Annotated in this window: 25 protein-coding genes; 19 read left to right on the top strand and 6 right to left on the bottom strand. The window is 68.7% G+C overall.

Annotation, left to right across the window (positions count from 1 at the left end; all coding sequences use genetic code 11):
- The first annotated feature begins 61 nt into the window (after positions 1 to 61).
- On the top strand, positions 62 to 1222 hold the full coding sequence (locus EV645_RS02800; RefSeq protein ID WP_157996994.1) for a serine hydrolase domain-containing protein: 1161 nt from the start codon (positions 62 to 64) through the stop codon (positions 1220 to 1222).
- On the opposite strand, the gene EV645_RS02795 is transcribed toward EV645_RS02800, so the two are convergent.
- Together EV645_RS02795 and EV645_RS02790 are read right to left on the bottom strand one after the other, a co-directional pair.
- Entirely contained in the window at positions 1215 to 2378 is a 1164-nt protein-coding gene (locus EV645_RS02795) for a glycoside hydrolase 5 family protein (RefSeq protein WP_130439431.1), read from the bottom strand. The two genes, EV645_RS02800 and EV645_RS02795, sit on opposite strands and share 8 nt — an antisense overlap.
- Positions 2379 to 2813: 435 nt before the next feature.
- Entirely contained in the window at positions 2814 to 3830 is a 1017-nt protein-coding gene (locus EV645_RS02790; protein WP_130439429.1) for a LacI family DNA-binding transcriptional regulator, read from the bottom strand.
- 85 nt (positions 3831 to 3915) lie between these two features.
- On the opposite strand from EV645_RS02790, the gene EV645_RS02785 reads away from it, so the two are divergent.
- From EV645_RS02785 to EV645_RS02770, 4 genes are all read left to right on the top strand, one after another.
- A complete protein-coding gene (locus EV645_RS02785; protein ID WP_130439427.1) occupies positions 3916 to 5208 on the top strand; it encodes an ABC transporter substrate-binding protein in 1293 nt (430 codons plus the stop codon).
- Positions 5208 to 6086 (top strand): carbohydrate ABC transporter permease, encoded by an 879-nt coding sequence (locus EV645_RS02780; protein WP_130439425.1) that lies wholly within the window; start codon positions 5208 to 5210, stop codon positions 6084 to 6086. Before EV645_RS02785 ends, EV645_RS02780 begins: the two co-directional genes overlap by 1 nt.
- A complete protein-coding gene (locus EV645_RS02775) occupies positions 6083 to 6997 on the top strand; it encodes a carbohydrate ABC transporter permease (RefSeq protein WP_130439423.1) in 915 nt (304 codons plus the stop codon). The genes EV645_RS02780 and EV645_RS02775 overlap by 4 nt, the downstream gene beginning before the upstream one ends.
- 62 nt (positions 6998 to 7059) lie before the next feature.
- Positions 7060 to 8394: a discoidin domain-containing protein gene (locus EV645_RS02770; protein WP_130439421.1), complete on the top strand. Its 1335-nt coding sequence runs from the start codon at positions 7060 to 7062 to the stop codon at positions 8392 to 8394.
- Positions 8395 to 8447: 53 nt separating this feature from the next.
- On the opposite strand, the gene EV645_RS02765 is transcribed toward EV645_RS02770, so the two are convergent.
- Both EV645_RS02765 and EV645_RS02760 read right to left on the bottom strand, forming a co-directional pair.
- Positions 8448 to 8810, bottom strand: a complete 363-nt coding sequence (locus EV645_RS02765) for a hypothetical protein (RefSeq protein WP_130439419.1) — start codon at positions 8808 to 8810, stop codon at positions 8448 to 8450.
- A gap of 119 nt (positions 8811 to 8929) precedes the next feature.
- Positions 8930 to 9808 carry a phosphotransferase enzyme family protein gene (locus EV645_RS02760; protein ID WP_242000172.1) on the bottom strand — a complete coding sequence of 293 codons (879 nt, stop codon included), beginning with the start codon at positions 9806 to 9808 and terminating at the stop codon, positions 8930 to 8932.
- An 87-nt stretch (positions 9809 to 9895) separates the two neighbouring features.
- On the opposite strand from EV645_RS02760, the gene EV645_RS02755 reads away from it, so the two are divergent.
- Together EV645_RS02755 and EV645_RS02750 are read left to right on the top strand one after the other, a co-directional pair.
- A complete protein-coding gene (locus EV645_RS02755) occupies positions 9896 to 10573 on the top strand; it encodes a TetR/AcrR family transcriptional regulator (RefSeq protein WP_130439417.1) in 678 nt (225 codons plus the stop codon).
- Positions 10570 to 11667, top strand: coding sequence for an FAD-dependent oxidoreductase (locus tag EV645_RS02750; RefSeq protein ID WP_130439415.1), 1098 nt, complete (start codon positions 10570 to 10572; stop codon positions 11665 to 11667). The genes EV645_RS02755 and EV645_RS02750 overlap by 4 nt, the downstream gene beginning before the upstream one ends.
- 36 nt (positions 11668 to 11703) lie before the next feature.
- Here EV645_RS02750 and EV645_RS02745 read toward each other — a convergent pair whose 3' ends face one another.
- Entirely contained in the window at positions 11704 to 12084 is a 381-nt protein-coding gene (locus tag EV645_RS02745; protein WP_130439413.1) for a DUF1844 domain-containing protein, read from the bottom strand.
- Positions 12085 to 12407: 323 nt separating this feature from the next.
- Between EV645_RS02745 and infC the strand changes: the two genes are divergently transcribed.
- The 6 genes from infC (at position 12408) to EV645_RS02715 (ending at position 16459) form a co-directional block, all read left to right on the top strand.
- Complete coding sequence (gene infC / locus EV645_RS02740) at positions 12408 to 13097, top strand: translation initiation factor IF-3 (RefSeq protein WP_130439411.1); 690 nt, start codon at positions 12408 to 12410, stop codon at positions 13095 to 13097.
- Between the two features lie 92 nt (positions 13098 to 13189).
- The gene (gene rpmI, locus EV645_RS02735; RefSeq protein WP_130439409.1) at positions 13190 to 13384 is read left to right on the top strand and encodes a 50S ribosomal protein L35; all 195 of its coding nucleotides are present in this window, start codon (positions 13190 to 13192) and stop codon (positions 13382 to 13384) included.
- 77 nt (positions 13385 to 13461) lie between these two features.
- Positions 13462 to 13854, top strand: a complete 393-nt coding sequence (rplT, locus tag EV645_RS02730; RefSeq protein ID WP_130439407.1) for a 50S ribosomal protein L20 — start codon at positions 13462 to 13464, stop codon at positions 13852 to 13854.
- 19 nt (positions 13855 to 13873) lie between these two features.
- Positions 13874 to 14674, top strand: coding sequence for a TrmH family RNA methyltransferase (locus EV645_RS02725; protein ID WP_130439405.1), 801 nt, complete (start codon positions 13874 to 13876; stop codon positions 14672 to 14674).
- Positions 14671 to 15570, top strand: a complete 900-nt coding sequence (locus tag EV645_RS02720) for a CehA/McbA family metallohydrolase (protein ID WP_130439403.1) — start codon at positions 14671 to 14673, stop codon at positions 15568 to 15570. The genes EV645_RS02725 and EV645_RS02720 overlap by 4 nt, the downstream gene beginning before the upstream one ends.
- 181 nt (positions 15571 to 15751) lie before the next feature.
- A complete protein-coding gene (locus EV645_RS02715; RefSeq protein WP_130439401.1) occupies positions 15752 to 16459 on the top strand; it encodes a hypothetical protein in 708 nt (235 codons plus the stop codon).
- Here EV645_RS02715 and EV645_RS02710 read toward each other — a convergent pair.
- The gene (locus EV645_RS02710) at positions 16449 to 17153 is read right to left on the bottom strand and encodes a TetR/AcrR family transcriptional regulator C-terminal domain-containing protein (RefSeq protein ID WP_130439399.1); all 705 of its coding nucleotides are present in this window, start codon (positions 17151 to 17153) and stop codon (positions 16449 to 16451) included. The genes EV645_RS02715 and EV645_RS02710 overlap by 11 nt on opposite strands.
- A gap of 55 nt (positions 17154 to 17208) precedes the next feature.
- On the opposite strand from EV645_RS02710, the gene EV645_RS02705 reads away from it, so the two are divergent.
- The 6 genes from EV645_RS02705 to EV645_RS02680 all read left to right on the top strand — a co-directional run bounded on the left by EV645_RS02705 (position 17209) and on the right by EV645_RS02680 (position 25527).
- Positions 17209 to 18747, top strand: a complete 1539-nt coding sequence (locus tag EV645_RS02705) for an MFS transporter (protein WP_242000170.1) — start codon at positions 17209 to 17211, stop codon at positions 18745 to 18747.
- Between the two features lie 25 nt (positions 18748 to 18772).
- Complete coding sequence (locus tag EV645_RS02700; protein ID WP_130439395.1) at positions 18773 to 19099, top strand: hypothetical protein; 327 nt, start codon at positions 18773 to 18775, stop codon at positions 19097 to 19099.
- 69 nt (positions 19100 to 19168) lie between these two features.
- Complete coding sequence (locus tag EV645_RS02695) at positions 19169 to 19762, top strand: type IV toxin-antitoxin system AbiEi family antitoxin domain-containing protein (RefSeq protein WP_130439393.1); 594 nt, start codon at positions 19169 to 19171, stop codon at positions 19760 to 19762.
- A 527-nt stretch (positions 19763 to 20289) separates the two neighbouring features.
- Positions 20290 to 21399, top strand: a complete 1110-nt coding sequence (gene pheS, locus EV645_RS02690; protein WP_130439391.1) for a phenylalanine--tRNA ligase subunit alpha — start codon at positions 20290 to 20292, stop codon at positions 21397 to 21399.
- Complete coding sequence (locus EV645_RS02685; protein WP_130439389.1) at positions 21399 to 23981, top strand: phenylalanine--tRNA ligase subunit beta; 2583 nt, start codon at positions 21399 to 21401, stop codon at positions 23979 to 23981. Before pheS ends, EV645_RS02685 begins: the two co-directional genes overlap by 1 nt.
- Before the next feature lie 4 nt (positions 23982 to 23985).
- A complete protein-coding gene (locus EV645_RS02680) occupies positions 23986 to 25527 on the top strand; it encodes a gamma-glutamyltransferase (RefSeq protein ID WP_130439387.1) in 1542 nt (513 codons plus the stop codon).
- Positions 25528 to 25547: the final 20 nt, after the last annotated feature.

The raw sequence follows: 25547 nt of genomic DNA, 5'->3' as shown, positions 1-25547 counted from the left end.
CCGGGGAAACAGCCAGGCGAGTTGGATCTCAGTGGTCATCGATCACGTGAGGAGAACTCCCTTGGCAATCCACAGCAGGCGTTCGTTCCTGGGGCGGACCGGCCTGGCCGTCGCGCCGGCGGTAGTAGGAGGAGGCAGCTGGGCTCTTCCCGCTGCGGCTGACACGGGGACTCCCCGCGGCGAGCTCGACAAGTACCTCGACCAACTCGCGGCCGAGGACCGCTTCTCCGGCACGGTGCTGGTGATCCGCGACGGTCGCACCGTGCTGTCGCGCTCGATCGGCTTTGCAGACAAGAAGAACGGCGTCCGCAACCGGGCGGACACGAGGTACTGCCTGGCTTCGGTGACGAAGATGTTCACCGCGACCGCCATCGCCCAGCTCGCCCAGCGTGGCTCGCTGAGTCTGGTCGACACGATCGGGAAATACCTCAGCGGATTCCAGGCCGAGGTCGCGGACAAGGTCACGATCCACAACCTCCTCACCCATACGTCAGGTCTGGGCGACTACATGCAGCTCGCGGGGTACTTCGAGGAATCGTCCACCTGGACGACGCCCCGCCAGATGATGGACGGCACCCTGCGCTTCATCCGCACCGAGTCGCTCGCCTTCGCGCCGGGCACCGCGAGCAAGTACAGCAACTCCGGCTTCCACGTCCTCGGCAGCATCGTCGAGAAGATCTCCGGAGAGTCGTACTACGACTACATCCGCAAGCACGTCTTCCGCCCGGCCGGCATGACCTCGGCCGACTTCACCCTGCTGTCCCAGTGGCGGACCGACCGCCGCTTCGCGCATCCGTATCCCACCGACGAATCAGGCAAGCGGTACGACGCACTCGACGGGAACATGTTCGGCGTCATCGGCAGCCCGGCCGGCAACGCATTCGCGACCGCGCCCGACCTGGTGCGCTTCGTGAAGGCCCTGAACGACGGCACGCTGCTGAGCCCGGCCTGGCGCGATGTGTTCGTCACCCCGAAGTTCGCGATGCCGACGCTGCCTGCGAAACCCGGACTGCCGGAGGTCATCAACTTCGTCGGGTACGGCGCGGACAGCGCCATCATCAACGGCGCGCTGATCACCGGACACCTCGGCGGCGCGCCGGGCGTGAGCACAAGCGCCGAGTGGTACCCGAGCCGCGGCTGGACCGCCGTACACCTGGGCAACTACGACCCGACTCCCGGAGCCAACGTCAACCAGGAACTGCGGCAGGTGCTCACTAGCTAGGCAGGACGATCCTCACCGGGCCGGCCGCGCGGGCCTCGACCCAGCGCAGGTGGAATTCGCTGCCGGGGGCAACTTCCGGCCGCCGCGCAGGCTCGGTGCGGAGGTTGACGGGAGCGGTCAGGGTGGTCGCGGTCGGCCCGGACGGTACGCCGTTCGCCCGCACGTCGGCGATCAGGTCCGCAAGCGCCTGTGCGGCGGGCTTGCGTTCGTGGTCGACGGTGAACAGGCCCAGGTCGTACTCGCGGTCCGGGAAGTCGAGCAGGCTCCGGTCGATATCGTGCGACGACCACCACGTCACGCCGTACAGAGCCGGGTTCGGCAGCACGGTCTCGACGGTACGGCGGGTGAACTCGGCCTGCAGGTCCGTGGGGATATCAGGCCCGGGTACGCCGATCTCCTGCAGCCAGACGGGCCGCGCCGGGTCGAGCGCCGTGGCGTGAGCCAGCTCGACCAGGTAGTCGGCGTGGGTGAGCGTGGCCGGCCCGAGGGGACCGTCCACTCGTGAGACCCCGTTGAAAACCCACGAGTGGACAGTGCTCAGGTCACCCAGCTCCACGGCATCAACGGGGTGGAACGGGTGGTCGGCCTTGTACCAGGCGTCGTCGAACACGGAGTGCAGAGCGAGCACCTCCGGCGCCGCCTTCTTGAGCGTGGTCAGCAGATCCTGCGCCCAGGCGGTCGATGCGGCCGGAGTGGTCGAGCTGTCCGGCCAGAGGTTGTTGACCTCGTTCCCGAGCGTGATCGCGAAGACGTTCGGCTTCGTCGCGACCGCGCGCGCCACGGCGCCGACGTACGCCGTGAGGCCGTCGCGGACCGTCGGATCCTCGAACAGGCTGCTCTTGTGCCAGGTCAGCACCCACGACGGGAGGAAGTCGAAGCTGGACAGGTGCCCCTGGATCAGGTCGACCGCGACGCTCAGCCCGTGCTCCGCGGCGGCGTCGATCGTGTCGAGCAGGTCGGCGATCGCGCGCCGGCGGATGATCGCCCGGTTCGGCTGGATCCACGGCCAGACCGGGAAGACGCGTACGTGGTCCAGCCCGATCGCGGCCAGGTCGGCGAAGTCCCGGCGTACTGCGGCGCCGTCGTAGTCCAGCCAGCTGTAGAACCAGCCGCTGGAGGGGACGTAGTTGGCACCGAACCGGGGAACCGAAGGCATGCCGAGGATGCTAAATCGGTTTAGGCCACGAGAGCAACTGCGCGCGCCCCAGCGCCGGGACCGGCTCGCCGAGCTGGTCCCACCCCGCACGTACGGAGGTTATCCCGCACGTACGGGGGTTATCCCGTCGAGTTGCCCGTTCTCCCGTCGTATGAAGAGGCGAGAACGGGCAACAAGAGCGGATATCCCCTCGTGTGAGTCGGCGCGTGGGGCGGGGGTGGGCCAGGCCGCGCGTGGGCGGGCGGAGCGGGGGGCAGGTGGGGCGCGTGGGCGGGCGGAGCGGGGGGCAGGTGGGGCGCGTGGGCGGGCGGAGCGGGGGGCAGGTGGGGCGCGTGGGCGGGCGGGGCCGGGGGCAGGTGGGGCGCCTGCGCGGGGCGGCGGGGCGTGGGCGGGGCGGGGTGTGGGCGGGGCGGGGTGTGGGCGGGGCGGGGTGGGTTAGGTGGGGGGAGCGGTGGACTCGCGGACTGTGAGGACCGGGTCGGCGGTGCGGCGGTTGATGACGGCACCGGGGTCGGCGATGGTCTCGAGGAGCACCTCCGCGGCCTGTCGGCCGAACTCGAAGGTGTCCCGGGACAGGGCCGTCAGCGCCGGGTGCATGAGCTGGGTGAGGATCGAGTCGTCGAACGCGACGATCGACAGGTCGCCGGGGACCGACACGCCCATCTCCATCGCGACGCCGAGCCCGGCGACCGCCATCACGTCGCTGTCGTAGACGATCGCGGTCGGCCGCTCCGACTGGGACAGTAGCTTGCGCGTGATCGCGGCGCCCTCCGCGTCGCTGAAGTCCGTGGTCAACGACGGGGCGTCCACCAGCCCCAGACGCGGGGCCGCGTCGCGGAGAGCCCGGATGCGGCGCTGTGTGTGCTGGAAGATCGGCGTACCGGCGACGTGGGCGATCCGGCGATGTCCGAGCGCGGCCAGGTACTCCACGATCGAGAGCATCGCGTCGCGGTCGTCCGCCCAGACCGACGCGAGCGCGCCCTTCCCGCCTCGGCCGCCGATCACGACGGCGGGCAGCTCCAGCGCCTTCAGCTCGTCGACCCGCGGGTCCTTGACCGTCAGGTCGACCAGGATGACGCCGTCGACGCGGTGCTCCGAGGCCCAGCGCCGGTACACCTCGATCTCGGCCGCGGTGTCCTCGACGATCAGCAGCTGCAGCGAGATCGACTCCGCGGACAGGCCGGACTGTACGCCGGACAGCAGATGCGCGAAGAACGGCTCGACCCCCAGCGTCCGGGCCGGCCGCGCGATCACCATGCCGACCGAGTCCACCCGCGATGCCCCGAGCGCCCGCGCCGCGCTGTGCGGCCGCCAGCTCATCTGCTCGGCGATCTTCAGAATCCGCTCGCGGGTCGCGTCGCTGACACCGGGCCGCCCGTTCAGCGCGAACGACACCGCACCCTTGGACACCCCCGCCTGGGTCGCAATATCCGCGATCGTCGGTCTGGCCACTGGTTCCTCCCTCACCCTTGACAGCGGATTCTACGATCCTCGATAGTGCAGGAGCTATACCGGTTTATCAAACCCAGGAGATTCCATGCGTAGACGCCGTCTGGCGCTGGTGGCCGCCCTTGCCGCCTCCGCTCTCACTCTGGCAGGTTGCGGCCTCGGATCCGAGGACTCCGGCAGCGGTGGCGCCAAGCCGACCGTCGACGCGAACGCCCAGGTGACCGGTGAGGTCAGCTTCCAGACGTGGGCGCTCAAGCCGAAGTTCACGTCGTACGTCGAAGGCGTGATCAAGGCCTTCGAAGCGAAGTACCCGGGCACGCACGTGACCTGGCTCGACCAGCCCGGCGACGGCTACGACAAGAAGGTGCTGAGCCAGGCGTCGGCCGGCCAGCTGCCCGACGTCACCAACCTGCCGCCGGACTTCGCGCTCAGCCTGGCCAAGCAGAACATGCTGCTCGACGTCGCGGCCGCCGACCCGAAGATCAAGGACGAGTACGTCGAGGGCGGCGTGCAGGCCTACGAGTACCAGGGGATGAGCGGCACCTTCGGCTACCCGTGGTACCTGAACACCGATATCGACTACTGGAACGCGACGAAGTTCGCCGCGGCCGGGCTGGACGTGAAGAACCCGCCGAAGACCTTCGACGAGCTGCTCGCGGCCGCGAAGACGATGCACGACAAGACCGGCGGCAAGGAATACCTGATGAGCCGCCTGCCGGGCATCGGCGACTTCACCAACGCCGGCGTCAAGATCCTGTCCGACGACGGCAAGACGTTCACCTTCAACACCCCTGAGGCCGCCGCGCTGCTGGACAAGTACCGCGACGCGTACAAGGCCGGCTACATGCCGCGCGACATCCTGACCAACGAGTACCTGGGCAACTCCAAGCTCTTCACCCAGGGCAAGGTCGCGTGGACCACCGGCGGCGGCAACGCGATCCAGGACTTCCAGAAGGACAACCCCTCGCTGAAGGGCAAGGTCGTCCCGTCGCCCGCGCTCGACACCCCGCCGCTGTACGTGCAGGGTCTGTCGGTATCGGCGAAGACCAAGAACCAGGCCGCGGCGATCGCGCTCGCGCGGTTCGTCACCAACGCCGAGAACCAGGCCGCGTTCGCGAAGATCGTGAACATCTTCCCGTCCACCAAGGCCTCGGCCCAGGACCCGTACTTCTCGAAGTCCGACGGTACGCCGGAAAGCGACGCCAAGGTGCTCGCGTTCCAGTCGCTGGCCAAGGCGAAGAACCTGCAGCCGCCGGTGATCAGCGGCGCGACCAACGACTTCATCGGGCAGCAGATCTCGCTGGCGATCTCCGGCAAGATCACGTCGCAGGCAGCCCTCGACGCGGCGGTGGCGAAGGCCAACCAGCTCCTTACCCAGTAATGCGTTATCACCGGTGGTTCACCCCGTGGGTGCTGGTGATCCCAGCACTCGCGTGGTTGCTCGTCTTCAACCTGTGGCCGTCGATCAACACCGTCATCCTGTCGTTCACGAACGCCAGGCCGATCGGCGGCGGCCACTTCGTCGGGCTGAAGAACTTCGAGGCCCTGCTGCACGACGAGCAGTTGCGGTGGGCCCTGCTCAACAGCGTCATCTACATGGTGGTCTGCCTGCCGTTCCTCACGGTCCTGCCGCTGCTGCTCGCCGTACTGGTCGAGAAGAAGCTGCCCGGGATCACGTTCTTCCGTACTGCGTTCTACACGCCCGTGGTGGCGTCCGCGGTCGTGGTGGCGCTGATCTGGCAATGGATCCTCGACGACCGCGGTCTGGTCAACGGGATGGCCGAGAAGCTCGGGTTCATCTCCGGGCCGTTGCCGTTCCTGTCCGACCAGTGGCTGTTGTTGCTGAGTGCAATCAGTCTGACGATCTGGAAGGGCCTCGGGTACTACATGATCATCTACCTGGCCGCCCTCGGGAACGTCGGGCGTGAGCTGCACGAGGCGGCCGCGGTCGACGGCGCCGGGCCGTTCCGGCGGTTCGTGCACATCACGATCCCCGGCGTCCGCGGGACGATGATCCTGATCTCGATCCTGATCTCGGTGTCGGCGCTGCGGGTGTTCTCCGAGCTGTTCATCCTGAGCGGCGGCAAGGGCGGTCCGGGTGGGCGCGACAACTCGGTCGTGATGCTGATCCAGCAGTACAGCCAGGGTTTCGAGGGCAACCTCGGGTACGCGTCGGCGTTGTCGATCGTGCTGTTCTTCGTCACCGTCGTACCGATGCTCGTCCTGGCTCGCCTGAACCGTCGAGGAGCCGAAGCATGAGTGTTGTCACCGATCCAGCCCGGCCGGCCGTCGTCGAGGCGCCTGGCAAGCCACCTGCTCGCCGGCGTGGTTCTTTCGGCTTCAACACGGTGTCGCCGCGCGAGAAGGTCGTGCGTTACGTGTTGCTGGCGTTCGTGCTGCTGATCACGATCGGGCCGTTCCTGTGGCAGTTGTCGACCTCGCTGAAGGGATCCGGGGAAGACATCTACACCCGGATCCCGCGGCTGCTGCCGGCCCAGCCGACGTTCGACCACTACAAGGAGGTCACCGACACCATCCCGGTCTGGGACTACGCGCGGAACTCGCTGGTGGTCGCCGTACTGGTTGTCGGCGGCAACGTGATCGGCGCGTCACTGGCCGGGTTCGCGATCTCGCGGCTGCAGTTCCGGGGCCGCAAGATCGTGCTCGGGCTGTTCCTGGCGACGCTGGTGCTGCCGGGCGAGGTCACGATCATCTCGCAGTACGTGACGGTTCGGGAGTTCGGACTGGCGAACACGCTGTTCGGCGTCGCACTGCCCGGCATGATCGGCGCGCTCAACGTCCTGCTGATGTACAACGCGTTCCGCGCCCTTCCGCTCGAGGTCGACCAGGCCGCGATCGTCGACGGCGCGAACGCGTGGCAACGATTCGTGTACGTCGGTCTGCCGTCGGTCCGCGGGACGATCAGCGTGATCGCGATCTTCGCGTTCATCGGCGCGTGGGACGACTTCCTCTGGCCGCTGATCGTGCTCACCGACCCGAACAAGTACACGCTGACCGTCGGCCTGCAGTACCTGTCCGGGACCTTCAGCAACAACCCCCGCCTGATCGCCGCCGGCACGATGATCGCGTTCATCCCGATCGTGATCGTGTTCGCGACGCTGCAGCGGTTCTTCTTCAAGGGTGTCGAGGAGGGCGCCGTCAAGGGCTGAACCGTTGCTTCGATCCAGCTGTAACCGCCCATGCAGTACTTGGTTCGAAGGAGTGTGTTGCAATGTTGCGTAAGGCAATCGCCGTGGCCGCTGTACTGGCCGCGGCTCTGGGGGCCACCCCGGCCCACGCGAGTACGACGGCCGACAGCAAGCGCGTCGTCGTGTACTACCAGACGCAGTACGTGAACGGCGTCTACGTGTCGCCGAAGGCGCTCACCGACAACAACACCGGCGTGACGAACGTGCTGGTCGGCGCGATCCACCTCGACGAGAACGCCGTACACCTGAACGACGATCCGCCGGAGTCGGCGAAGTTCACCCAGATGTGGGCGGACCTGCACGCGATGCAGGCCGCCGGGGTCAAGGTGTCTGCCTTCGTGGGTGGTGCCGCCCAGGGATCGTTCCAGCGGCTCGACACCCAGTTCGACACGTACTATCCGCGGCTGAAGAACCTCGTCACGACGTACGGGCTCGACGGTCTCGACCTGGACGTCGAGGAGAACATGTCGCAGGCCGGGATCAACCGGCTGGTCGACCAGTTGACCACGGACTTCGGCACCGGCTTCATCATCACGCTGGCGCCGGTCGCGCCCGCGCTGAGCGGCGGCGGCAACCTGTCCGGGTTCAACTACGAGACGCTCGAACGGGACAAGGGCTCGAAGATCGACTTCTACAACGCGCAGTTCTACTGCGGGTGGGGCTCGATGGCCAATACCACCGGGTACGACGCCATCATCAACCGCGGCGTCTTCGCGGCGTCCAAGGTCGTCGCCGGCGTGGTCACGAACTCGGCCAACTGCTCCGGATACGTGCCGCTGGCAACTTTGAAGAGCACACTGGGCTCGCTGGTCGCGAAGTACCCGGCCTTCGGCGGCGTGGACGGCTGGGAGTACTTCAACTCCGACCCGGGCGGTACGGCGGCGCCGTGGCAGTGGGCTCGTGAGATGACCTCGGCGATGGCCGGCAGCACGGGGCCGGTCAACCTAGCGCTGAACAAGGCCGCCAGCGGATCCGCGTCGTGCAACAGCAGCGAGACGCCGGCCAAGGCTGTGAACGGCAGCGTGGCGGGCGGGAACTCCGACAAGTTCTGCTCGCTCGCTTCCTCGAAGTTCCTCCAGGTGGATCTGGGTTCGGCCGTCTCGGTCGGTTCGGTGGAGATCTCGCATGCGTCGGCCGGCGGCGAGTCCGCGGCGTACAACACCCGCGCCTATACGCTGCAGACCTCCAGCAACGGCTCCACCTGGACGACCCGGGCCACGGTCACCGCCAACACCGCGGCGGTCACCACTCACACTTTGTCCGGGGTGACGGCCCGCTACCTGCGGCTCAACATCACCACGCCCACCCAGGGCACCGACCCGGCAGCCCGCATCTACGAACTCAAAGCCTTCGCCTGAGCAGCACCGAGCGGCCCGGCGTCTTCGCCGGGCCGCTCGGGTCTGTCGGTCGACTAGCGCACGAGCACGATCGAGTTGATCGGCGTGAAGTCGTGCGGGAGGTACTCGCCGGTCTCGCGGTAGATCGGGCCGCAACCGGTGCCGTTGTAGCCCGTGCAGATCTGGAAGCCCGCACCCCCGGTCTGGCTGTTGATCGCGACCTTGGAGCCGGTCACGTTCGACAGGTTGTGCGCGCCGTAGCTGTACCAGATGTTCTTGCTCAGGATGCTGCCGTTCGGCTCCCGCAGGCAGACGGCGCCTGACGGGCAGGCCGTTGCCGTGCCGGTGGTCGCCGCATTCGCGGTCGGCGCGAGCGCCACGCCCGTACCGATCACAGCAGCAGCAATTCCGGCGGCAGTCATCGCGATCTTGCGCATATGTCATCCCCTCCGAGTAGTGGCCGCCGATCAGCGGCCTCACCATCGAAGGTAGGAGCGATCCAGCCCGCCATGGGCCGCTCTGGAACGGTTTCGGTCTACACCGAAACGGGTTGCGATCAGTGCATCCGGGTCTCGGCGAAGTCGAGCCAGTGGGTGGTGTCGGTGGGGGTGTGGTGGCGGATGGACCAGTCGACGAGGCGGAGGCTCATGTGGGCCCAGTACAGGCGGAGTACGGCGGGGGCGAGCGTGGTGTCGAGGAGGTTGTCGAACCAGTCGAGGTTCGCGGCGGGCAGCCGGGACTCCGCGTCGAACCGTAGCGTGACGAGGCCGAAGCGGCGGTCGCCGCGGCCGATGCCGTCCCAGTCGACGATGCCGGTGAGTTGGCCGTGGTCGTCGACCAGCACGTTGCCGGTGTGGAAGTCGAGGTGGACCAGGTCGTCGCCGGTCATCCCGCTCGGCTCGTCGCGGCCGACCTCGCGGAGCCAGTCGAGCAGCCGTCGGGTGCGAGCGTCGTACCGCTGGAGGGACTCGTGCAGGCAGAAGCCCGGGCCGCTCTCGAGCAGGTACATGGACGGGACCGGGAGGTCGGCGGCCAGTCCGGTGAAGCGGTCGGTCAGCGCGATCATCGCTTCGAGCAGCGCGCGGTCGATCAGCTCGGGCGGCCGCCCCGGCAGGCGCTCCTGGACGACGCCGACCCCGTCGGTCACTTCGGTCAGCAGTTGGTACTGCGGCACCGGCAGGCCGTCCGATCGCGCCGCGTCGAGGACTCGCGCCGTACGCCGGAGGTCGTCGAGCGAGCCGAACCCGCGGGTGAGGACGCCTTCCCGCCCGTCGGGCCACCGCACGAACCCCGCGCCGACCTGACCCTCGGCGGCCCGGCCCACGAACGTCAGGCCGGCCCCGGACCGCTCGTTCACCTCCAGCAACAACTGCTCGGCGTCGAGCTTGGCGACCGGCGCGGGGATCTCGCCACCAGGGATCTCGTCAGCAGGCACGGTTGCCGACCGTACTCGGGCGCATCGTCCGGCACCATCGGATTCGGCGAACTTGTTCGTAACGAACATGTTCGTTAGGCTCGGATCATGGATGAACCGAGGAGCAGGCGCGAGCGGCCGGCGAAGGACCCGCTGACGCGGCGGGGGATCGTGGCGGCCGCGGTCGACGTGATGCGGGCCGAGGGGCTCGATCGCGTGACGATGCGGCGACTGGCCAAGGAGCTCGACACCGGGCCGGCCTCGCTGTACGTCTACTTCCGCAACACGGCCCAGCTGCACGCTGCCGTGCTCGACGAGCTGCTCGGCGCGGTGGACCTGTCGCCGGTCGACGCGGACGGCGATTGGCGGGAGCGGCTCGAGGCGGTGCTGGCGTCGTACACGCTGGTCCTGTTCGAGTACCCGAGCCTCGCGCAGTCTGCCGTGACCGCACGGCCGACGGGGGCGAACTACCTGCGGCTGGTGGAGTCGGTGCTCGCCCTGCTCGACGAGGGCGACGTGCCGCCGCGGCAGGCCTCGTGGGGGCTCGACCTCCTGCTGCAGCTGGCCACCTCGACCGCCGCCGAGCACGCGGGCGGCGACGACCCAGAAGCGTGGGACGCGGTGGCCGCCGCGCTGCGGGCGGTCAAGCCAGAGACGCATCCGCGGATCGCGGCCCTGGGGGAGGACCTGCTCAGCGGAGCTGGGCCGGATCGGACCTCGTGGGGCGTCCGCGTGCTGATCAACGGAGTGCTGGCCACTCCACGTCCAGAAGGAGAACGAGCATGATCGCGATCATCGGCGCCGGCCTCGGCGGTTTGACCCTGGCCCGCATCCTGCACGTCAACGGCATCGACGCCGTTGTCTACGAAGCCGAAGCCTCACCGACCGCCCGCACCCAGGGCGGCATGCTCGACATCCACGAGGAGTCGGGCCAGGCAGCTCTCAAGGCTGCTGGTCTGTACGACGACTTCCTGGGCCTGGTGATGCCGGGCGGCGAGGCGATGAGGATCTACGACCAATACGGCGAACTGCGCCTGTCGCACGACCACGAGGGCGGCGGCCGGCCGGAGGTCCATCGCCGCGACCTGCGCAACTTGCTACTCGACAGCCTCCCGGACGGCATGATCCGTTGGAGCTCGAAGGTCGTCGAGGTGACCGACACCCGCGAGGTACGCCTGTCGGACGGGAGGACCTTCACGCCAGACCTACTCGTCGGCGCCGACGGCGCCCGGTCCAAGGTCCGGCCACTGGTTTCGGATGCGACGCCGGCGTACCTCGGGCTCTCGTTCGCCGAGCTGAATCTGCTCGACCCCGAGGCGCGGCACCCGGACAGCGCCGAGTTGATCGGCGGCGGCATGATGATGGCCCTCGGTGACGGCCGCGGCTTCCTCGCGCACCGCGAACCCGACCGCCTGCACGTGTACGCCGCCGTACGCACGGACGCGGAGTGGTCTGCCGGTGAGATCACCAGGGAGACCCTCCTGGCCGAGTTCGTGGACTGGGACGACCGTTTCCTCCGCCTCGTCCACGAAGCCGACGGCGAGCTGACCCCGCGGGCGATCCACGCTCTGCCGATCGACCACCGCTGGAGTCGCGTTCCGGGAGTCACGCTCCTCGGCGACGCCGCGCACCTGATGTCGCCGTTCGCCGGCGAAGGTGCCAACCTGGCCATGCAGGACAGTGCCGAGTTGGCCGCCGCCCTCATCGCGCAGCCCGACGAGGCAGCACTTGCCGCCTACGAATCAGCGCTCTTCCCCCGGGCCGAACTGTCCGCCGCCGAATCCGCGGCGAACCTCGAGATCTCCTTCGCGCCCGACGCCCCGGCCGGCATCCTCAACTTCTTCGCCGGCCTGGGCCGACCCGCGGTTTCCGGAACATAGTTCGCGCTGGGCGACAGTTATGTTCCGGAGACCCGGCTAGCCGCGGCCCGAGGCGGTCGGGAAGACAGCGCCCGTGTACTTCTCGCCAGGGCCTTGTCCGGCCTCGTCCTGGATGCTGCTGGCCTCGCGGAAGGCGAGTTGGAGTGAGCGGAGACCGTCCTTCAGCGGCGCGGCGTGGTGGTGGCCGAGGGAGGGCGCGGCCGCGTCGAGGAGGCCGGCGAGGGAATCGATCAGCGAGCGGGCCTCGTCGAGGTCCTTGTGGTCCGGGAGATCGGCGGCCAGGCCGAGGTTGACGGCCGCGGCACTCATCAGGTGGAGTGCGGCGGTCGAGATGATCTCGACGGCGGGGACCTCGGCGATGTCGCGGGAAGCGGTCGAAAGAGGGCCAGGCTCTGAAGTGGCATCTGCGTCGGTCATGCTGTTACTCTTGCACGGCGACCGACCAGGTCTGTTGGTGACCCCTGAGTGGAATATTCAAGGGCTGCCGGCGGTTCTGGTCTAAGCGGAGGGCCACCTCCCACCCAGTCGATGAACAGTCGGCGGGTCCCGGTCAACGCTGAGAAATTCTGGAGGATATCCGGAGCATCACAGCGATCGTACGGCGTACCACCCGGAGGGGTTGGGGCGTCGTCGATCTGGGAATTGGGCCTTCGTGTGATCGCACGAGGGCCTTTCGTGTTTTCTGGGGGCTCCCGGCGATGACGAGGTGGCACAAGTACTAGTTCAACCCAGGAGGACCCATCACCACTGATTTGCGCGTCAACGAGCGCATCCGCGTTCCCGAAGTGCGACTGGTCGGACCGAACGGTGAGCAGGTTGGCATCGTCCGGATCGAAGACGCACTGCGGCTGGCCCAGGAGGCCGATCTCGACCTGGTCGAGGTCGCGGCAACCGCCCGGCCTCCGGTCTGCAAGTTGATGGATTTCGGCAAGTACAAGTACGAGACCGCGCAGAAGGCGCGCGAGTCACGCCGGAACCAGACCAACACCATCATCAAAGAGATGAAGCTGCGGCCGAAGATCGACCCGCACGACTACGAGACCAAGAAGGGTCACGTGGTCCGGTTCCTGAAGGCCGGGGACAAGGTCAAGATCACCATCATGTTCCGCGGACGTGAGCAGTCCCGGCCCGAGCTCGGGTTCCGGTTGCTGCAGCGGCTGGCCGAAGACGTGACCGAGCTCGGCTTCGTCGAGTCCTCGCCGCGCCAGGACGGCCGGAACATGATCATGGTGCTCGGGCCGCACAAGAAGAAGTCCGAAGCGCGCGTGGACGTGGAAGCCGAGAAGGCGCAGCGTAAGGCCGAGCGGGAGGCCGATGAGCAGGCGGAGCGTGCGGAGCGCGCCGAGCTGGCCCAGGCCCACGAGGCAGAACGCGCCGCCGGCGTCACGAAGAAGCCGAAGGGTCCGGCCGACAACCTCGACCCGGAGTGACCTGAACGCTCCGGCGGCCAGGTCAGTCACAGCGGCCGGAGCAGGTCACACCGAAGTTCGAGTCAACGAAGATAATCAGGAGCACAACAGCCATGCCGAAGATGAAGACCCACTCGGGGATGAAGAAGCGCGTCCGGATCACCGGGACGGGCAAGGTTCGCCGCGAGCAGACCGGTGTCCGCCACCTCGCCGAGGCGAAGACGTCCAAGCGCAAGCGGCGCCTGAGCGGCACCGTCGAGGTTGCACCCGCGTTCGCGAAGAAGGCCAAGAAGCTTCTCGGCATCTGAGCATCACCCACCCCCCGAACATCCCCGCCGAGTGGGCCAACCTCTCTCCGGCGCAGAAATACAAGGAGTAACACCTCATGGCACGCGTGAAGCGGGCAGTCAACGCCCACAAGAAGCGTCGTACCGTACTTGAGCAGGCCAGCGGCTACCGCGGCCAGCGCTCGCGGCTGTACCGCAAGGCCAAGGAGCAGGTCACCCACTCGCTCGTCTACGCCTACCGTGACCGCAAGGCGCGCAAGGGCGACTTCCGCAAGCTGTGGATCCAGCGGATCAACGCCGCGGTCCGGGCCGAGGACCTGACCTACAACCGCTTCATCCAGGGCCTGCGGCTCGCCGAGGTCGAGGTCGACCGCAAGATCCTGGCCGACCTGGCTGTCAACGACCCGGCGGCGTTCTCCGCGCTCGTGCAGGTGGCCAAGGCCGCCCTGCCGGCGGACGTGAACGCGCCGAAGACCGACGCCGCGGCCTGAGCAACACCCTTACACCACAGTGGCGAGTCCCGGTCTGCTGACCGCGCAATCAGCGCGTATCAAGCAGGCTCGGCGGCTCGCCACTCGTGCGTTCCGGCGTAAGGCCGGCCGGTTCCTCGTCGAGGGCCCGCAGGCCGTCCGGGAGGCACTCGAGCACCGCGAGCTCGTCGTCGAGGTGTACGCCGAACCCGAGGTCGCGGCCCGTCATCGTGACCTCCATGACCTGGCCGCGGCGGCCGGCGTCCCGTGGTTCGAGGTCAACCGTGCCGCCGTCGAGGCGTTGAGCGAAACCGTCACCTCGCAGGGCGTCGTCGCCGTCTGCTCACTGGTGACCGTGCCGTTCGCCCCGGCCGGCACGCTGATCGCGGCCGGCGTACAGGTCCGTGATCCCGGCAACGTCGGCACCCTGATCCGTACGGCGGACGCGGCCGGCGCCGATTCCGTCGTACTGTCGGCCGAGTCCGTCGACCCGCACAACCCGAAGGCGGTTCGGGCCAGCGTCGGCAGCATCTTCCACGTGCCGATCAGCACGGACGTCGACATCGTCGAGGCCGTCGAGTCGTGGCGTGGCCAGGGCCTGCAGGTGCTCGCCGCCGACGGGTACGGCGCTACCGACCTCGACACGTGCATCGACGACGGGACGCTCGCCAAGCCGACCGTGTGGCTGTTCGGCAACGAGGCGCACGGGCTGCCCGACGGCATCAACGCCGTCGTCGATCACTCCGTGAAGGTCCCCATCTACGGCCGAGCCGAGTCGCTCAACCTCGCAACGGCCGCCGCCATCTGCCTGTACGCGTCGGCCCGGGCGCAACGCCGATGACCTTCGATCTGCCGGAGCGGTTCTGGCGCGGGAACCTGCACACGCACACGAACCTCTCCGACGGTTACCTGTCACCCGCCGAGACCGCGCAGGTCTACCGGAGCGCCGGGTACGACTTCGTCGCGATCACCGACCACTTCCGGCCCGAGTACGGGTACCCGGTGACGGACACCCGGGACCTGCGAACAGACGGCTTCACCACACTGATCGGTGCCGAACTCCACGCCCCGCGGACGGAAGCCGGCCAGCAATGGCACATCATCGCCGCCGGCCTGCCCCTGGACTTCGCCCCACCTTCCGACTTCGAAACCGGTCCCGAGCTGGCACGCCGAGCACGGACCGCCGGGGCATTCGTGGGCATCGCCCACCCGTCGGCCTCGCTGCTGACCGCGATCGACGCGGAAAGCCTCGACGCGGCCCACTCGGTCGAGATCTACAACGCACTCTCCGACCGCGAGAACCGCGGCGACAGTTGGCACCTCGCCGACGTCCTGCTGAACCGCGGCCACCGCCTGACGACGTACGCCGCCGACGACGCCCACCTACAACCCCAGGACCCGCCGCCCTGCCAAGCCTGGGTCCACGTCCGCGCCGAAACCCTCGACCCGGACGCACTCCTCGCCGCCCTGAAGGCCGGCCATTTCTACTCCAGCACCGGCCCCGAGCTGTACGACGTACACCTCGAGGGCGAGGCGATCGTCGTCCGCTGCTCACCCGCCACCAAGATCCTCCTGACCGGCGGCCACCCCGGCGCAGAACTTGCCCAAGGCACCAACCTCACCGAGTGCGCCCTCCCGCTGACCCTCTTCCGCGGCACCCACTGCCGCATCACCGTCGAGGACGCCGCCGGCGGCCGCGCCTGGACCAACCCGATCCACCTGCCGTCGAGCTCTTAGCCGGCGACCTGGTTGACGACGCGTCCTCTCGCGTGTCAGCGTTGGGGCAGCGCGCGCCAGGGCGCCTCTTCTCCGCGGCAAGCACTGAGTGCACCTGGAACGAAAGCAGTATGGACATCGGCCGGTGAACCCTTCGGGACGGCCTGATTCAGCGGAGCGGGCTGTTCTGGAAGGACCGTTGATGTCGACTACACCGCTGCCCGCGAAGGCCAGCCTCAGCCAGTTGCGTGCCCGGGCCAAGGAACTCCGCAAGGCAGTCGCCAAAGGTAGGCCCGATGCGATCGAGCGGGCCCGCGAGCACCACCCGTCGTACGACGAGGCGGCCTTCACACTGCGGGACGCGCAGCTGACGATCGCCCGTGAGCACGGGCTGGCCAGTTGGCCCGAGCTGATGGAGAAGGTCGCCACCGAGCTGGTGGAAGGCCGCGAGCTGCACCGGTACTTCGGTGTCGAGCTCAACAACGAGACCTGGGACCTGCTCGAAGAGATCGACGAGACGAGCCCGTTGGGAGACCAGGAGCGATTGCTGTACGGCGCTTACGCCGCCTGCCTGCACTGGTTGGAGGCAGGCAACGAGGCCAATCACGCCCGCGGTGAGCACCTGATCGCACGCGTCGCGCTCCGGATCGGACGGATCGACGTCGGACTGCAGCACGCGCGGCGCTGCCTCGAGCTCATCGAGACGCACCGTGAGCAGATGAGCGACTGGGACGAGCCGTTCGCCCGCGAGGCCCTGGCTCGGGCTCTCGCGGCGACCGGCCAGACCGCTGCCGCGCGCGCCGAGTTGGAGAAAGCTCGTGAGCTGACGAAGCTCGTCGCCGGCGAGGGCGATCGCAAGGTGCTGGACGAGGAACTCGCCAAGGAACCCTGGTTCGGCCTTACTTCATGACGCGGGACTGCAGACCGTCGAGCAGGGCATCCAGGCCGAAGACGAAGTTCCCGGTGAGCTCGGAGTCGAGGTTCACCGACGTACGGCGGCGAACCGACTCCTGCATCCGCGGGTAGTCGGTGGCGACGGACTGCGCCTGCTCGAGCAGTTCGCTCACCCAGCTCTCCTCGGAGCGGCCGGACTTCCGGACCATCTCGCGGGTCGCGACCTCGGCGCTGGCGGTGCCGAGCACGTACGACATCACGCTGCCCATCGCCAGGTCGACCTCGCGCGGGGTGAACCCGGCCGCTCCGAACAGCACCAGACCGCGCTCGCCGAGCGCCATCGCATTCGGCCCGATGCTCGGCCGCGTGTACATCACCTCGGGCAGCCACGGATGCCGCAGTACGGCGGACCGCAGGCTGTGCCCGAACAGCAGCGCCCCGCTCCGCCACCCGGCGAGCTCCGGCTCGGGTACGTCGATCTCCCCCCAGACCTGGTCGATCAGCAGGTCGACGAGGTCGTCCTTGGTCGGCACGTGCCAGTAGAGGCTGGTCGCGCCGGCCCCGAGCCGGGCGGCGAGCTTGCGCATGCTCAGCCCGGCGACCCCCTCGCCGTCGAGCACCTCCATCGCGGTCTTCACGATCTGCTCGCGGCTGAGCGTCTCGCGCGCGGGTGCAGCCGACCGTTGCCGGGTCCAGATCGTTTCCCTCATGCGCCCATCCTACAAAGCACTCGCACACTGTACGAGGTTGTCGTACAGTGTGCGAGTGACTAGTACACCGTTCGAGTCGTCTGAATCTTCTGGGGTTTCCGCCGCGACCGGCCACCCGCGTCGCTGGTGGATCCTGCTGATCCTGTGCCTGAGCCTGATGGTCCTGGTCGTCGACAACACCGTCCTCAACCTGGCGATCCCGTCGCTGATGCGCGACCTGGGCGCGACGCCCGCGGACATCCAGTGGGTGATCGACGCCTACATCCTGGCGTTCGCCGGACTGCTGCTGACCGCCGGAAGCCTGTCCGACCGGTTCGGCCGGCGGAAGATGCTGCTTCTCGGCCTGGTGGTCTTCGGTGCGGCCTCGCTGCTGGCGACCCTGGCCGACAATCCGTGGCAGTTGATCGCCTGCCGCTTCCTGATGGGCGTCGGCGGATCGCTGCTGATGCCGAGCACGCTGTCGCTGCTGTTCACCGTGTTCCCGCCGGAGGAACAGCGCAAGGCGATGGCCGGCTGGTCGATGGTCGCAATGCTCGGCGTGGTCGCCGGCCCGACCGTCGGCGGAGTGTTGCTGAACCACTTCTGGTGGGGCTCGATCTTCCTGCTGAACGTCCCGATCGCCGCGCTCGCGATCATCGGGACGCTGGCGCTGATCCCCGAGTCGAAGGGCCCGGCGCGTGACGTCGACCCGGTCGGCGCGGTGCTGACGATCGTCGGGATGGCGTCGATCGTCTGGGCGATCGTGTCGATCCCGGCGGACGGTTGGGGCTCCGCGCGGGTCCTCGGCGGTCTCGCGGTCGGAGTGGTCGCGTTGACCGCGTTCGCGCTGTGGGAGAAGCGCAGTGAGCATCCGATGGTGCCGCTCGCGCTGTTCCGGGATCGCCGGTTCAGCGGTACGAGCTTCTCGATCGTGCTGTTGTCGTTCACCGCGGGCGGGCTGCTGCTGGCGTTGACGCAGTACCTGCAGTTCGTCCTCGGGTACAGCCCGTTGAAGGCCGGGCTGGCGTTGATTCCGTACGCCGTTGCGGCGGCTGCGTTCAACGGACTCGGAGCCGCGCTGGGCAAGAAGGTCGCGGACCGGACGCTGATCAGCCTCGGGCTGCTGATCATCGCGGGCAGCTTCGGGATCCTGACACAGGTGTCCGACTCGAGCGGGTACGGGCTGTTGATCGTCGGCCTGCTGGTGATGGGCATCGGCGGTGGCCTGGCCGGACCGGCGGCGTACACGCTGTTGATGCAGGCCGTTCCGGCAGAGCATCGCGGCGTCGGTTCGGCGATGAACGACACCGTGCAGCAGACCGGTGCGGCGCTCTCGGTCGCCGTACTGGGCAGCGTGCTTGCTGCGGCGTACTCCTCGGCGCTGCCGGACTCGGTGCCCGAAGCGGCCCGGAAGTCGATCGCGGACACCCTCGCGCTCGGCCCGGACTTCTTCGCCTCCGCCAAGCACGCCTTCATCGACGCGATGTCGATCTCCATGACCGTCGGCGCCGGCGGCGCGATCGCGGGCGCCGTGGTCGCGCTGGTGCTCCTCCCGCGCGCCGAGGCCAAGGCGAAGGACTCCACTCCGGCTCCGGTGGACGACGCAGTGCACTGACACTGGGCACTGACACGATGTGCGCATGCTGCAGGGGAGCGACGCACAAGGGATCGTGAATCTGATGCTCTCCTGCACGCTCGTGCTGATCCCGGTGGCCCTCGTGACCTTCGCGATCGGCTGGCGCAGATCACACCGGTTCACCCTCAAATGGGCGCAGGCCGCCGGCGTCGTCTCGACGATGCTCGCCCTCGGGTACGTCGTGACCGCGGCGGCCTGCCTCATCCTGGAAGACCGTGCCGGGGGACCTTCGGCGTACCCGATCTTCCTGCTCCCGGTCGGCGTCGGCGCCCTGCTGGCCGCGCTCGTGGTCCTCGGCACCATCGTCCGGGGCCGATACAAGCTGGGCTGAGTCGGCTCTCATCCACAGCAGGAAGATCGGACCGTCCGGGGAGGGTGCGACGACTGCATCTTCTTGGGTGTGGAGGAGAGCATCGAGTCGTTCGCGGAGCTACGTCGGTGGCAGGCGGGAGCGTTCAGCCGGGAGCAGGCGATAGCGCACGGGATCACCGACCGGGTGTTGCACGGACATTGCCGGGCGCGGCAGTTGCAGCGGGTCCATCCAGGCGTGTACGCCGACTTCACCGGACCGCTGCCCTGGCAGACCCGGATGTGGGCAGCGTTGCTGGCGTGTGGGCCGGGCGCGGCGTTGACCGGAGCGACCGCGCTCCGCATGTACGGCATCGCAGGGGACTGGGACGACCGCATCCATGTCGCAGTACCGCACTCGCGGCGTGTCGGCCGGAGGTCCGGGGTCGTCATCTCCCGGCACCGCGACCTGTCCTCCCTCATGCACTCGTCGCGCGAACCGCCGGCGGTTCGCTTGGAGGTCGCGGTGCTGATCGCCGCCGGCGCCGAGAAGGATGTGTCGCGGCGGGCCGCGGTGCTGTTCGATGCGTGTCGTCAGCGTCGGACCACACCGGTTCGATTGCTGGGCGAGCTGGACCTGCTCCCGGCACTGCCCGGCCGCCGGGTCATCCGGCGGATCCTGGCGGAGGCGGCCGAAGGCGTGTAGTCGTTCCTCTAGCAGGCGTACCTTCGGCGCGTCGAGCGCGCTCACGGCCTACCGCGGGCGCGACGGCAGGTCCGCGCCACCGACGGAGGAGCCGTCGTCTACCGAGACTCTGAGTACACGCCGTACGGCGTGATCGTCGAGCTCGACGGCCGCGCCGGCCACGCGGACCCGATCAGTCGCTGGCGTGACATGGCCAGGGACAACGCCGCCGCGACGACCGGCAAGGTGACGCTGCGCTTCGGCTACCAGATGGTCAGCCGGCCGTGCCAAGCGGCGTCGCAGGTAGCCGCCACCCTCCACCTCCACGGCTGGCCCGGCCACCCCCACCCCTGCTCGCCCACCTGCCCCCTCCCTCCCCTCCCGTCCAGCAAGGTTGGGGAGGATCTTGTACCGAATCGGGGGCAAAATCCTCCCCAACCTGGGTAAGGCTCGGGGGTGGGGTGCGGGGTTGTGGACAGCCGATTCACGGTGTTGGGGTTTGGGTTTCTAGACTGCAATTCGCAGAAGTTCCGAATTGAGAGCGAGCCATGTCCGGTCCCAACACTGATTACGACCCGGTCGAAGTGACGCCGCTGCATGCCGAAGAGGTGGAGCGGACCCGCGACGAGGCGCTGACGGCGTTTACCGAGGCGGCCGATCTGGCTGCCCTGCAGGAAGCCAAGTCCACCCACCTCGGCGACAAGTCGCCGATCGTGCTGGCCAACCGGGAGATCGGCGCGCTGCCGCCGCAGGCCCGCAAGGAGGCCGGTCAGCGGATCGGCGCGGCCCGGAAGGCGATCAACGAGGGCTTCGCGTCCCGGCTGACCGTCCTCGAGGCCGAGCACGAGGAGCAGATGCTGGCCACCGAGCGTGTCGACGTGACGCTGCCGTGGCACACCCCCGAGCTCGGCGCGCGGCACCCGCTCTCGCTGATCTCCGAGCAGGTCGCGGATGTCTTCACCGCGCTCGGCTGGGACGTCGCCGAGGGGCCCGAGGTCGAGGCCGAGTGGCTCAACTTCGACGCGCTGAACTTCCAGCCCGACCACCCGGCGCGGCAGATGCAGGACACGTTCTTCGTCGAGCCGGCCGGCTCCGGCAAGGTCCTGCGCACCCACACCTCGCCGGTGCAGGCGCGCTCGATGCTGAGCCGCAAGCCCCCGATCTACGTGATCTGCCCGGGCCGGGTGTTCCGCACCGACGAGCTCGACGCGACCCACACGCCGGTCTTCTACCAGGTCGAGGGCCTGGTCGTGGACGAAGGCATCACGCTCGCGCACCTCAAGGGCACGCTCGACCACTTCGTCGTCTCGATGTTCGGCGAGGGCCTCGAGGCGCGCCTGCGGCCGAACTTCTTCCCGTTCACCGAGCCGTCGGCCGAGGTCGACCTGAAGTGCTTCGTCTGCCGCGGCGCGTCCGTCGGCAACCCGGACCGCCCGTGCCGCACCTGCGGCAGCGAGGGCTGGATCGAGTGGGGCGGCTGTGGCGTGGTGAACCCGCGGGTCCTGCAGGCCAACGGCATCGACACCGATCGGTACTCCGGTTTCGCCTTCGGCATGGGCCTGGAGCGGACGCTGATGTTCCGCAACGGGGTCGAGGACATGCGGGACATGGTCGAGGGTGACGTGCGGTTCAGCCGCCAGTTCGGGATGGAGATCTGATGCGGGTCCCACTGTCATGGCTTCGTGAGTACGTCGACGTCCCGGCCGGGGTGACCGGCCGCGACGTCGGGGAGAAGCTGATCCGGGCCGGCCTCGAGGTCGAGACCGTCGAGGAGTCCGACCTGAGCGGTCCGCTCGTGGTCGGCAAGGTGCTGACGTTCGAGGACGAGCCGCAGAAGAACGGCAAGACGATCCGCTGGTGCTCGCTCGACATCGGCAAGGACGAGCCGCAGTGGGTCGTCTGCGGTGCGAACAACTTCGCGGTCGGCGATCTCGTGGTCGTCGTGCTGCCGGGTGCGGTGCTGCCCGGCGGGTTCGCGATCTCGGCCCGGAAGACGTACGGGCATGTCTCCAACGGGATGATCTGCTCGAGCCAGGAGCTCGGCCTCGGCGACGACGGCACGCACGGCATCGTCGTACTCGAGCCGGGCGAGGCCACGCCGGGTGATGACGCGATCGAGTTGCTCGCGCTGAAGGACGACGTGCTCGATATCGCGGTGACGCCGGATCGCGGGTACTGCCTGTCGATCCGCGGCGTCGCCCGCGAGGCCGCGACGGCGTACGGCGTTGCGCTGAAGGATCCTGCGGAGCTGGCGCTGGACGGGTCCGGCGCGGGTGGTTATCCGGTGCGGGTCGACGATGCCGAGGCGTGCAGCGTGTTCGTCACGCGGACGGTGACCGGGATCGACGCGAAGGCGTTGTCGCCGCGGTGGATGCAGAAGCGGTTGCTCGCGTCCGGGATGCGGCCGATCTCGATCGGGGTCGACGTCGCCAACTACGTGATGCTCGAGCTCGGCCAGCCGATCCACACCTACGACAAGGCGCGGCTGTCCGGCGAGATCGTCGTACGGCGGGCGAACGCGGGCGAGAAGCTGATGACGCTCGACGACCAGACCCGCGAGCTGGACATCGAGGACCTGCTGATCACCGACGACTCCGGCGCGATCGGCGTCGCCGGCGTGATGGGTGGTGCGTCCACGGAGATCTCGGAGGCGACCGCCGACGTGGTCATCGAGGCCGCGCACTTCGACCCGATCGTGATCGCACGCGCGTCCCGCCGGCACAAGCTGTCGTCGGAGGCGTCGCGCCGGTTCGAGCGCGAGGTCGACCCGCTGCTCCCGAGGTACGCCGCCCAACGTGTAGCCGATCTCCTCCGCGAGTACGCCGGCGGCACGATCCTCCCCGAAGAAACCGTCGTAGACACCCACCCCCTCCCCGACCCCGTAACCCTCCGAGCCGACCACGCGGCGCGGGTAGCAGGTGCGCCGATCACTCTCACCGAGACTGTTCGTCATCTGGAGTCGGTGGGCTGCACGGTCGAGGCTGCTGCGGCGGATGCGACTGCGGCTCCCCTGGCTGCCGGCGTACACGCTCCGGTGCTCGCCGAGGTCGGGACCACGACTGTTGGTGCGGCCAACGTGCAGGGTGATGACCTGCTGACGGTGACTCCGCCGTCGTGGCGGCCTGACCTTCGGGACCCGAACGACTTTGCTGAAGAGGCCATTCGGTTGTTCGGGTTCGACAATGTGCCGTCGGTGTTGCCGGCGGCGCCGGGTGGGCAGGGGCTGACTGTTTCGCAGAAGCGGCGGCGGAAGGTGGCGACCGCGCTGGTTGGTGCGGGGCTGACGGAAGTTGTGTCGTACCCGTTCACGGGTGAGGCGGACTTCGACGCGATGGGGCTGCCCGCCGACGACCCACGCCGTACGACGGTGAAGCTGGTCAACCCGATCTCCGACGAAGAGCCGTCGATGCAGACCACTCTGCTCGCGACGCTTCTCCGCACGGCCGAGCGCAATGTCGGCCGCGGGGCAACGGATCTCGCGATCTTCCAGACCGGCCTCGTCTTCCTCCCGAAGGCGGAGACGAAGCCCGCGCCGCTCCCGTCGGTCGCGCACCGCCCGAGCGACGCCGAGATCCAGTCGCTGTACGACGCCCTCCCGGATCAGCCGCTGCACGTCGGCGTCGTGCTGACCGGTTTGCTGACCCCGACCGGTTGGTGGGGCAAGGGCCGTCCGGCCGGCTGGGCCGACGCGGTGCAGATCGCCCGGCTGATCTCGTCGGCGGTCGGCGTCGAGCCGGTCGTGACGAACGTCGAGCTCGCGCCGTGGCACCCCGGCCGCTGCGCCCAGTTCGCCATCGGCGGTCCAGATGGCAAGGTCGTGGGGCATGCGGGCGAGCTGCACCCGAAGGTCTGCCAGGCATTCGGCCTGCCTACCCGGTCGAGTGCGGTCGAGCTTGATCTCGAAGCGTTGATCGCGGCAGGCCCCGAATCGATCACGGCGCACCCCTTCTCGTCGTACCCGGTGGCCAAGGAGGATGTGGCGTTGATCGTCGCGGCCGACGTGCCGGCGGCGGACGTGCAGGCCGCGCTGGCCGAGGGCGCGGGTGAGTTGCTGGAGTCGGTCCGGCTGTTCGACGTGTACACCGGCGAGCAGATCGGCGAAGGCAAGAAGTCGCTCGCGTTCGCGCTGCGCTTCCGGGCGCCGGACCGGACCCTGAAGGAGAACGAGGTCGCCGACGCGCGGCAGGCAGCCGTCCAAGTGACCGTCGACCGCTTCAACGCCGTCCAACGGGTCGGCTGACGTCATGAGTGGCCATCACCCCAGGGTGGCGGTAGCGGCGCCGAATGCCGCCGCGGCCGAGGCTGGGGTGCGGGTGGCTGCCGAGGGTGGCAACGCCGTCGATGCTGCCATCGCGGCCACCCTGGTCACGATGGTGAACGAGATCGGCGTCGTCTCGCCGGCCTCGGGCGGGTTCGTCACGTTGCAGGTCGCGGGTGGTGAGGCGATCACCATCGACGGCTGGGTGGAGATGCCCGGCCGCGGCCTGCCGAGCGAGCGATTCGGCCAGGGCGTCTGGGACATCACCACCGATTACGGCGGCGGTACGACGACCACCGTCGGCCACGGCTCCGTCGCCACGCCCGGTGGGATGAAGGCGCTCGACCTGGCCCACCGCCGGGCCGGCAAGGCGGCGTGGCGCGAGGTCGTCCAGCCGGCGATCGACGTCGCCCGTAACGGCTTCACGCTGAGCCGTACGTCGGCGTACTACCTGGGCTTCACCCACGAGATCATCTTCGGCTGGCACCAGCCCAGCCACGGAGTCGTCCACGACGAGGACGGCAACGTGATCAAGGCCGGCAGCACGGTCGTGATCCCTGAGCTCGCCGAAGCCCTCGAGCTGATCGCCCGCGAGGGTGCCGAGACCATGTACACCGGCCGGCTCGCGCAACTCCTCATCCGCGACATGGCCGCGAACGACGGCATCCTCACCGCCGAGGACCTCGCGGCGTACGAGGCCGTCGTCCGTCCGGCTCTCGTTGTCAAGCAGAACGGATGGCGCCTCGCGACCAACCCGCCGCCGGCCGTCGGTGGAGTCGCGGCCGCCGCGATGCTCGCGCTGCTCGAGGGCGTACCGGCCGACGGCAGCTGGAACCAGTCCGAGCTGGAGCGGCTGGTCGACGTCCAGCACGCCATCCTCGGCCGCCGGCTCGCGGAGCTCGACGAAGAAGATGTACGGCGGCTCGAAGGCCAGAAGCTGCTCGACCTGGCCGCGGCCGGCGATCTGCGCGCGCTGACCTCACCCAGCACGGCAACGGTCTCGGTGGTCGACGACGAAGGCGACGCCTGCGCGATCACCGTCTCGTCCGGCTACGGCTCCGGCGTGCTCACCCCGGGCACCGGCATCTGGCTCAACAACGCCCTCGGCGAGCAGGAGCTCCTGCACGGCGGCCCGCACAGCCTCGCGCCGGGCACCCGTCTCACCTCGAACATGGCGCCGAGCGTCGCCCGCCGCGAGAGCGACGGCGCCGTCCTCGCGATCAGCTCACCCGGATCGGACCGGATCCCGACCGCGCTCGCCCAGGTCTACGCCCTCTACACCCACGGCGGCCTGTCGCTGCGCGAAGCCGTCGAGCACCCGCGCCTGCATGTCCGCGTCCGCGAGGACGTCGTCGTCGACTACGAGGACGACCTCCCGGTCTCCGGCTCGACCGCGCTCCCGACCCGCCCGATGCCGCCTCATTCGATGTACTTCGGCGGCGTCGCGGCCGCGTTCTGGGACCCGACCGACGGCCTGCTCGCCGTCGGCGACCCCCGCCGAACCGGCGCGGTCGCGATTTCTCCCTGACCGCACGCTGTTAAGGTCAG

The organism is Kribbella rubisoli, from assembly GCF_004217145.1.
Taxonomy (GTDB): Bacteria; Actinomycetota; Actinomycetes; order Propionibacteriales; family Kribbellaceae; genus Kribbella; species Kribbella rubisoli.
Note: the sequence above shows the minus strand (reverse complement) of the source record. Positions and strands in the feature narration are given on the sequence as shown.

Bases quoted from the DNA above. Each gene is read 5' to 3' on its own strand.
- EV645_RS02680 (WP_130439387.1), top strand. From the start codon at position 23,986: ATGAGTGGCCATCACCCCAGGGTGGCGGTAGCGGCGCCGAATGCCGCC.
- EV645_RS02710 (WP_130439399.1), bottom strand. From the start codon at position 17,153: ATGAGGGAAACGATCTGGACCCGGCAACGGTCGGCTGCACCCGCGCGC.
- EV645_RS02765 (WP_130439419.1), bottom strand. From the start codon at position 8,810: ATGCGCAAGATCGCGATGACTGCCGCCGGAATTGCTGCTGCTGTGATC.
- EV645_RS02775 (WP_130439423.1), top strand. From the start codon at position 6,083: ATGAGTGTTGTCACCGATCCAGCCCGGCCGGCCGTCGTCGAGGCGCCT.
- rpmI (WP_130439409.1), top strand. From the start codon at position 13,190: ATGCCGAAGATGAAGACCCACTCGGGGATGAAGAAGCGCGTCCGGATC.
- rplT (WP_130439407.1), top strand. From the start codon at position 13,462: ATGGCACGCGTGAAGCGGGCAGTCAACGCCCACAAGAAGCGTCGTACC.
- EV645_RS02750 (WP_130439415.1), top strand. From the start codon at position 10,570: ATGATCGCGATCATCGGCGCCGGCCTCGGCGGTTTGACCCTGGCCCGC.
- EV645_RS02700 (WP_130439395.1), top strand. From the start codon at position 18,773: ATGCTGCAGGGGAGCGACGCACAAGGGATCGTGAATCTGATGCTCTCC.
- pheS (WP_130439391.1), top strand. From the start codon at position 20,290: ATGTCCGGTCCCAACACTGATTACGACCCGGTCGAAGTGACGCCGCTG.
- EV645_RS02780 (WP_130439425.1), top strand. From the start codon at position 5,208: ATGCGTTATCACCGGTGGTTCACCCCGTGGGTGCTGGTGATCCCAGCA.
- EV645_RS02795 (WP_130439431.1), bottom strand. From the start codon at position 2,378: ATGCCTTCGGTTCCCCGGTTCGGTGCCAACTACGTCCCCTCCAGCGGC.
- EV645_RS02715 (WP_130439401.1), top strand. From the start codon at position 15,752: ATGTCGACTACACCGCTGCCCGCGAAGGCCAGCCTCAGCCAGTTGCGT.
- EV645_RS02755 (WP_130439417.1), top strand. From the start codon at position 9,896: ATGGATGAACCGAGGAGCAGGCGCGAGCGGCCGGCGAAGGACCCGCTG.
- EV645_RS02785 (WP_130439427.1), top strand. From the start codon at position 3,916: ATGCGTAGACGCCGTCTGGCGCTGGTGGCCGCCCTTGCCGCCTCCGCT.
- EV645_RS02770 (WP_130439421.1), top strand. From the start codon at position 7,060: ATGTTGCGTAAGGCAATCGCCGTGGCCGCTGTACTGGCCGCGGCTCTG.
- EV645_RS02745 (WP_130439413.1), bottom strand. From the start codon at position 12,084: ATGACCGACGCAGATGCCACTTCAGAGCCTGGCCCTCTTTCGACCGCT.
- EV645_RS02685 (WP_130439389.1), top strand. From the start codon at position 21,399: ATGCGGGTCCCACTGTCATGGCTTCGTGAGTACGTCGACGTCCCGGCC.
- EV645_RS02720 (WP_130439403.1), top strand. From the start codon at position 14,671: ATGACCTTCGATCTGCCGGAGCGGTTCTGGCGCGGGAACCTGCACACG.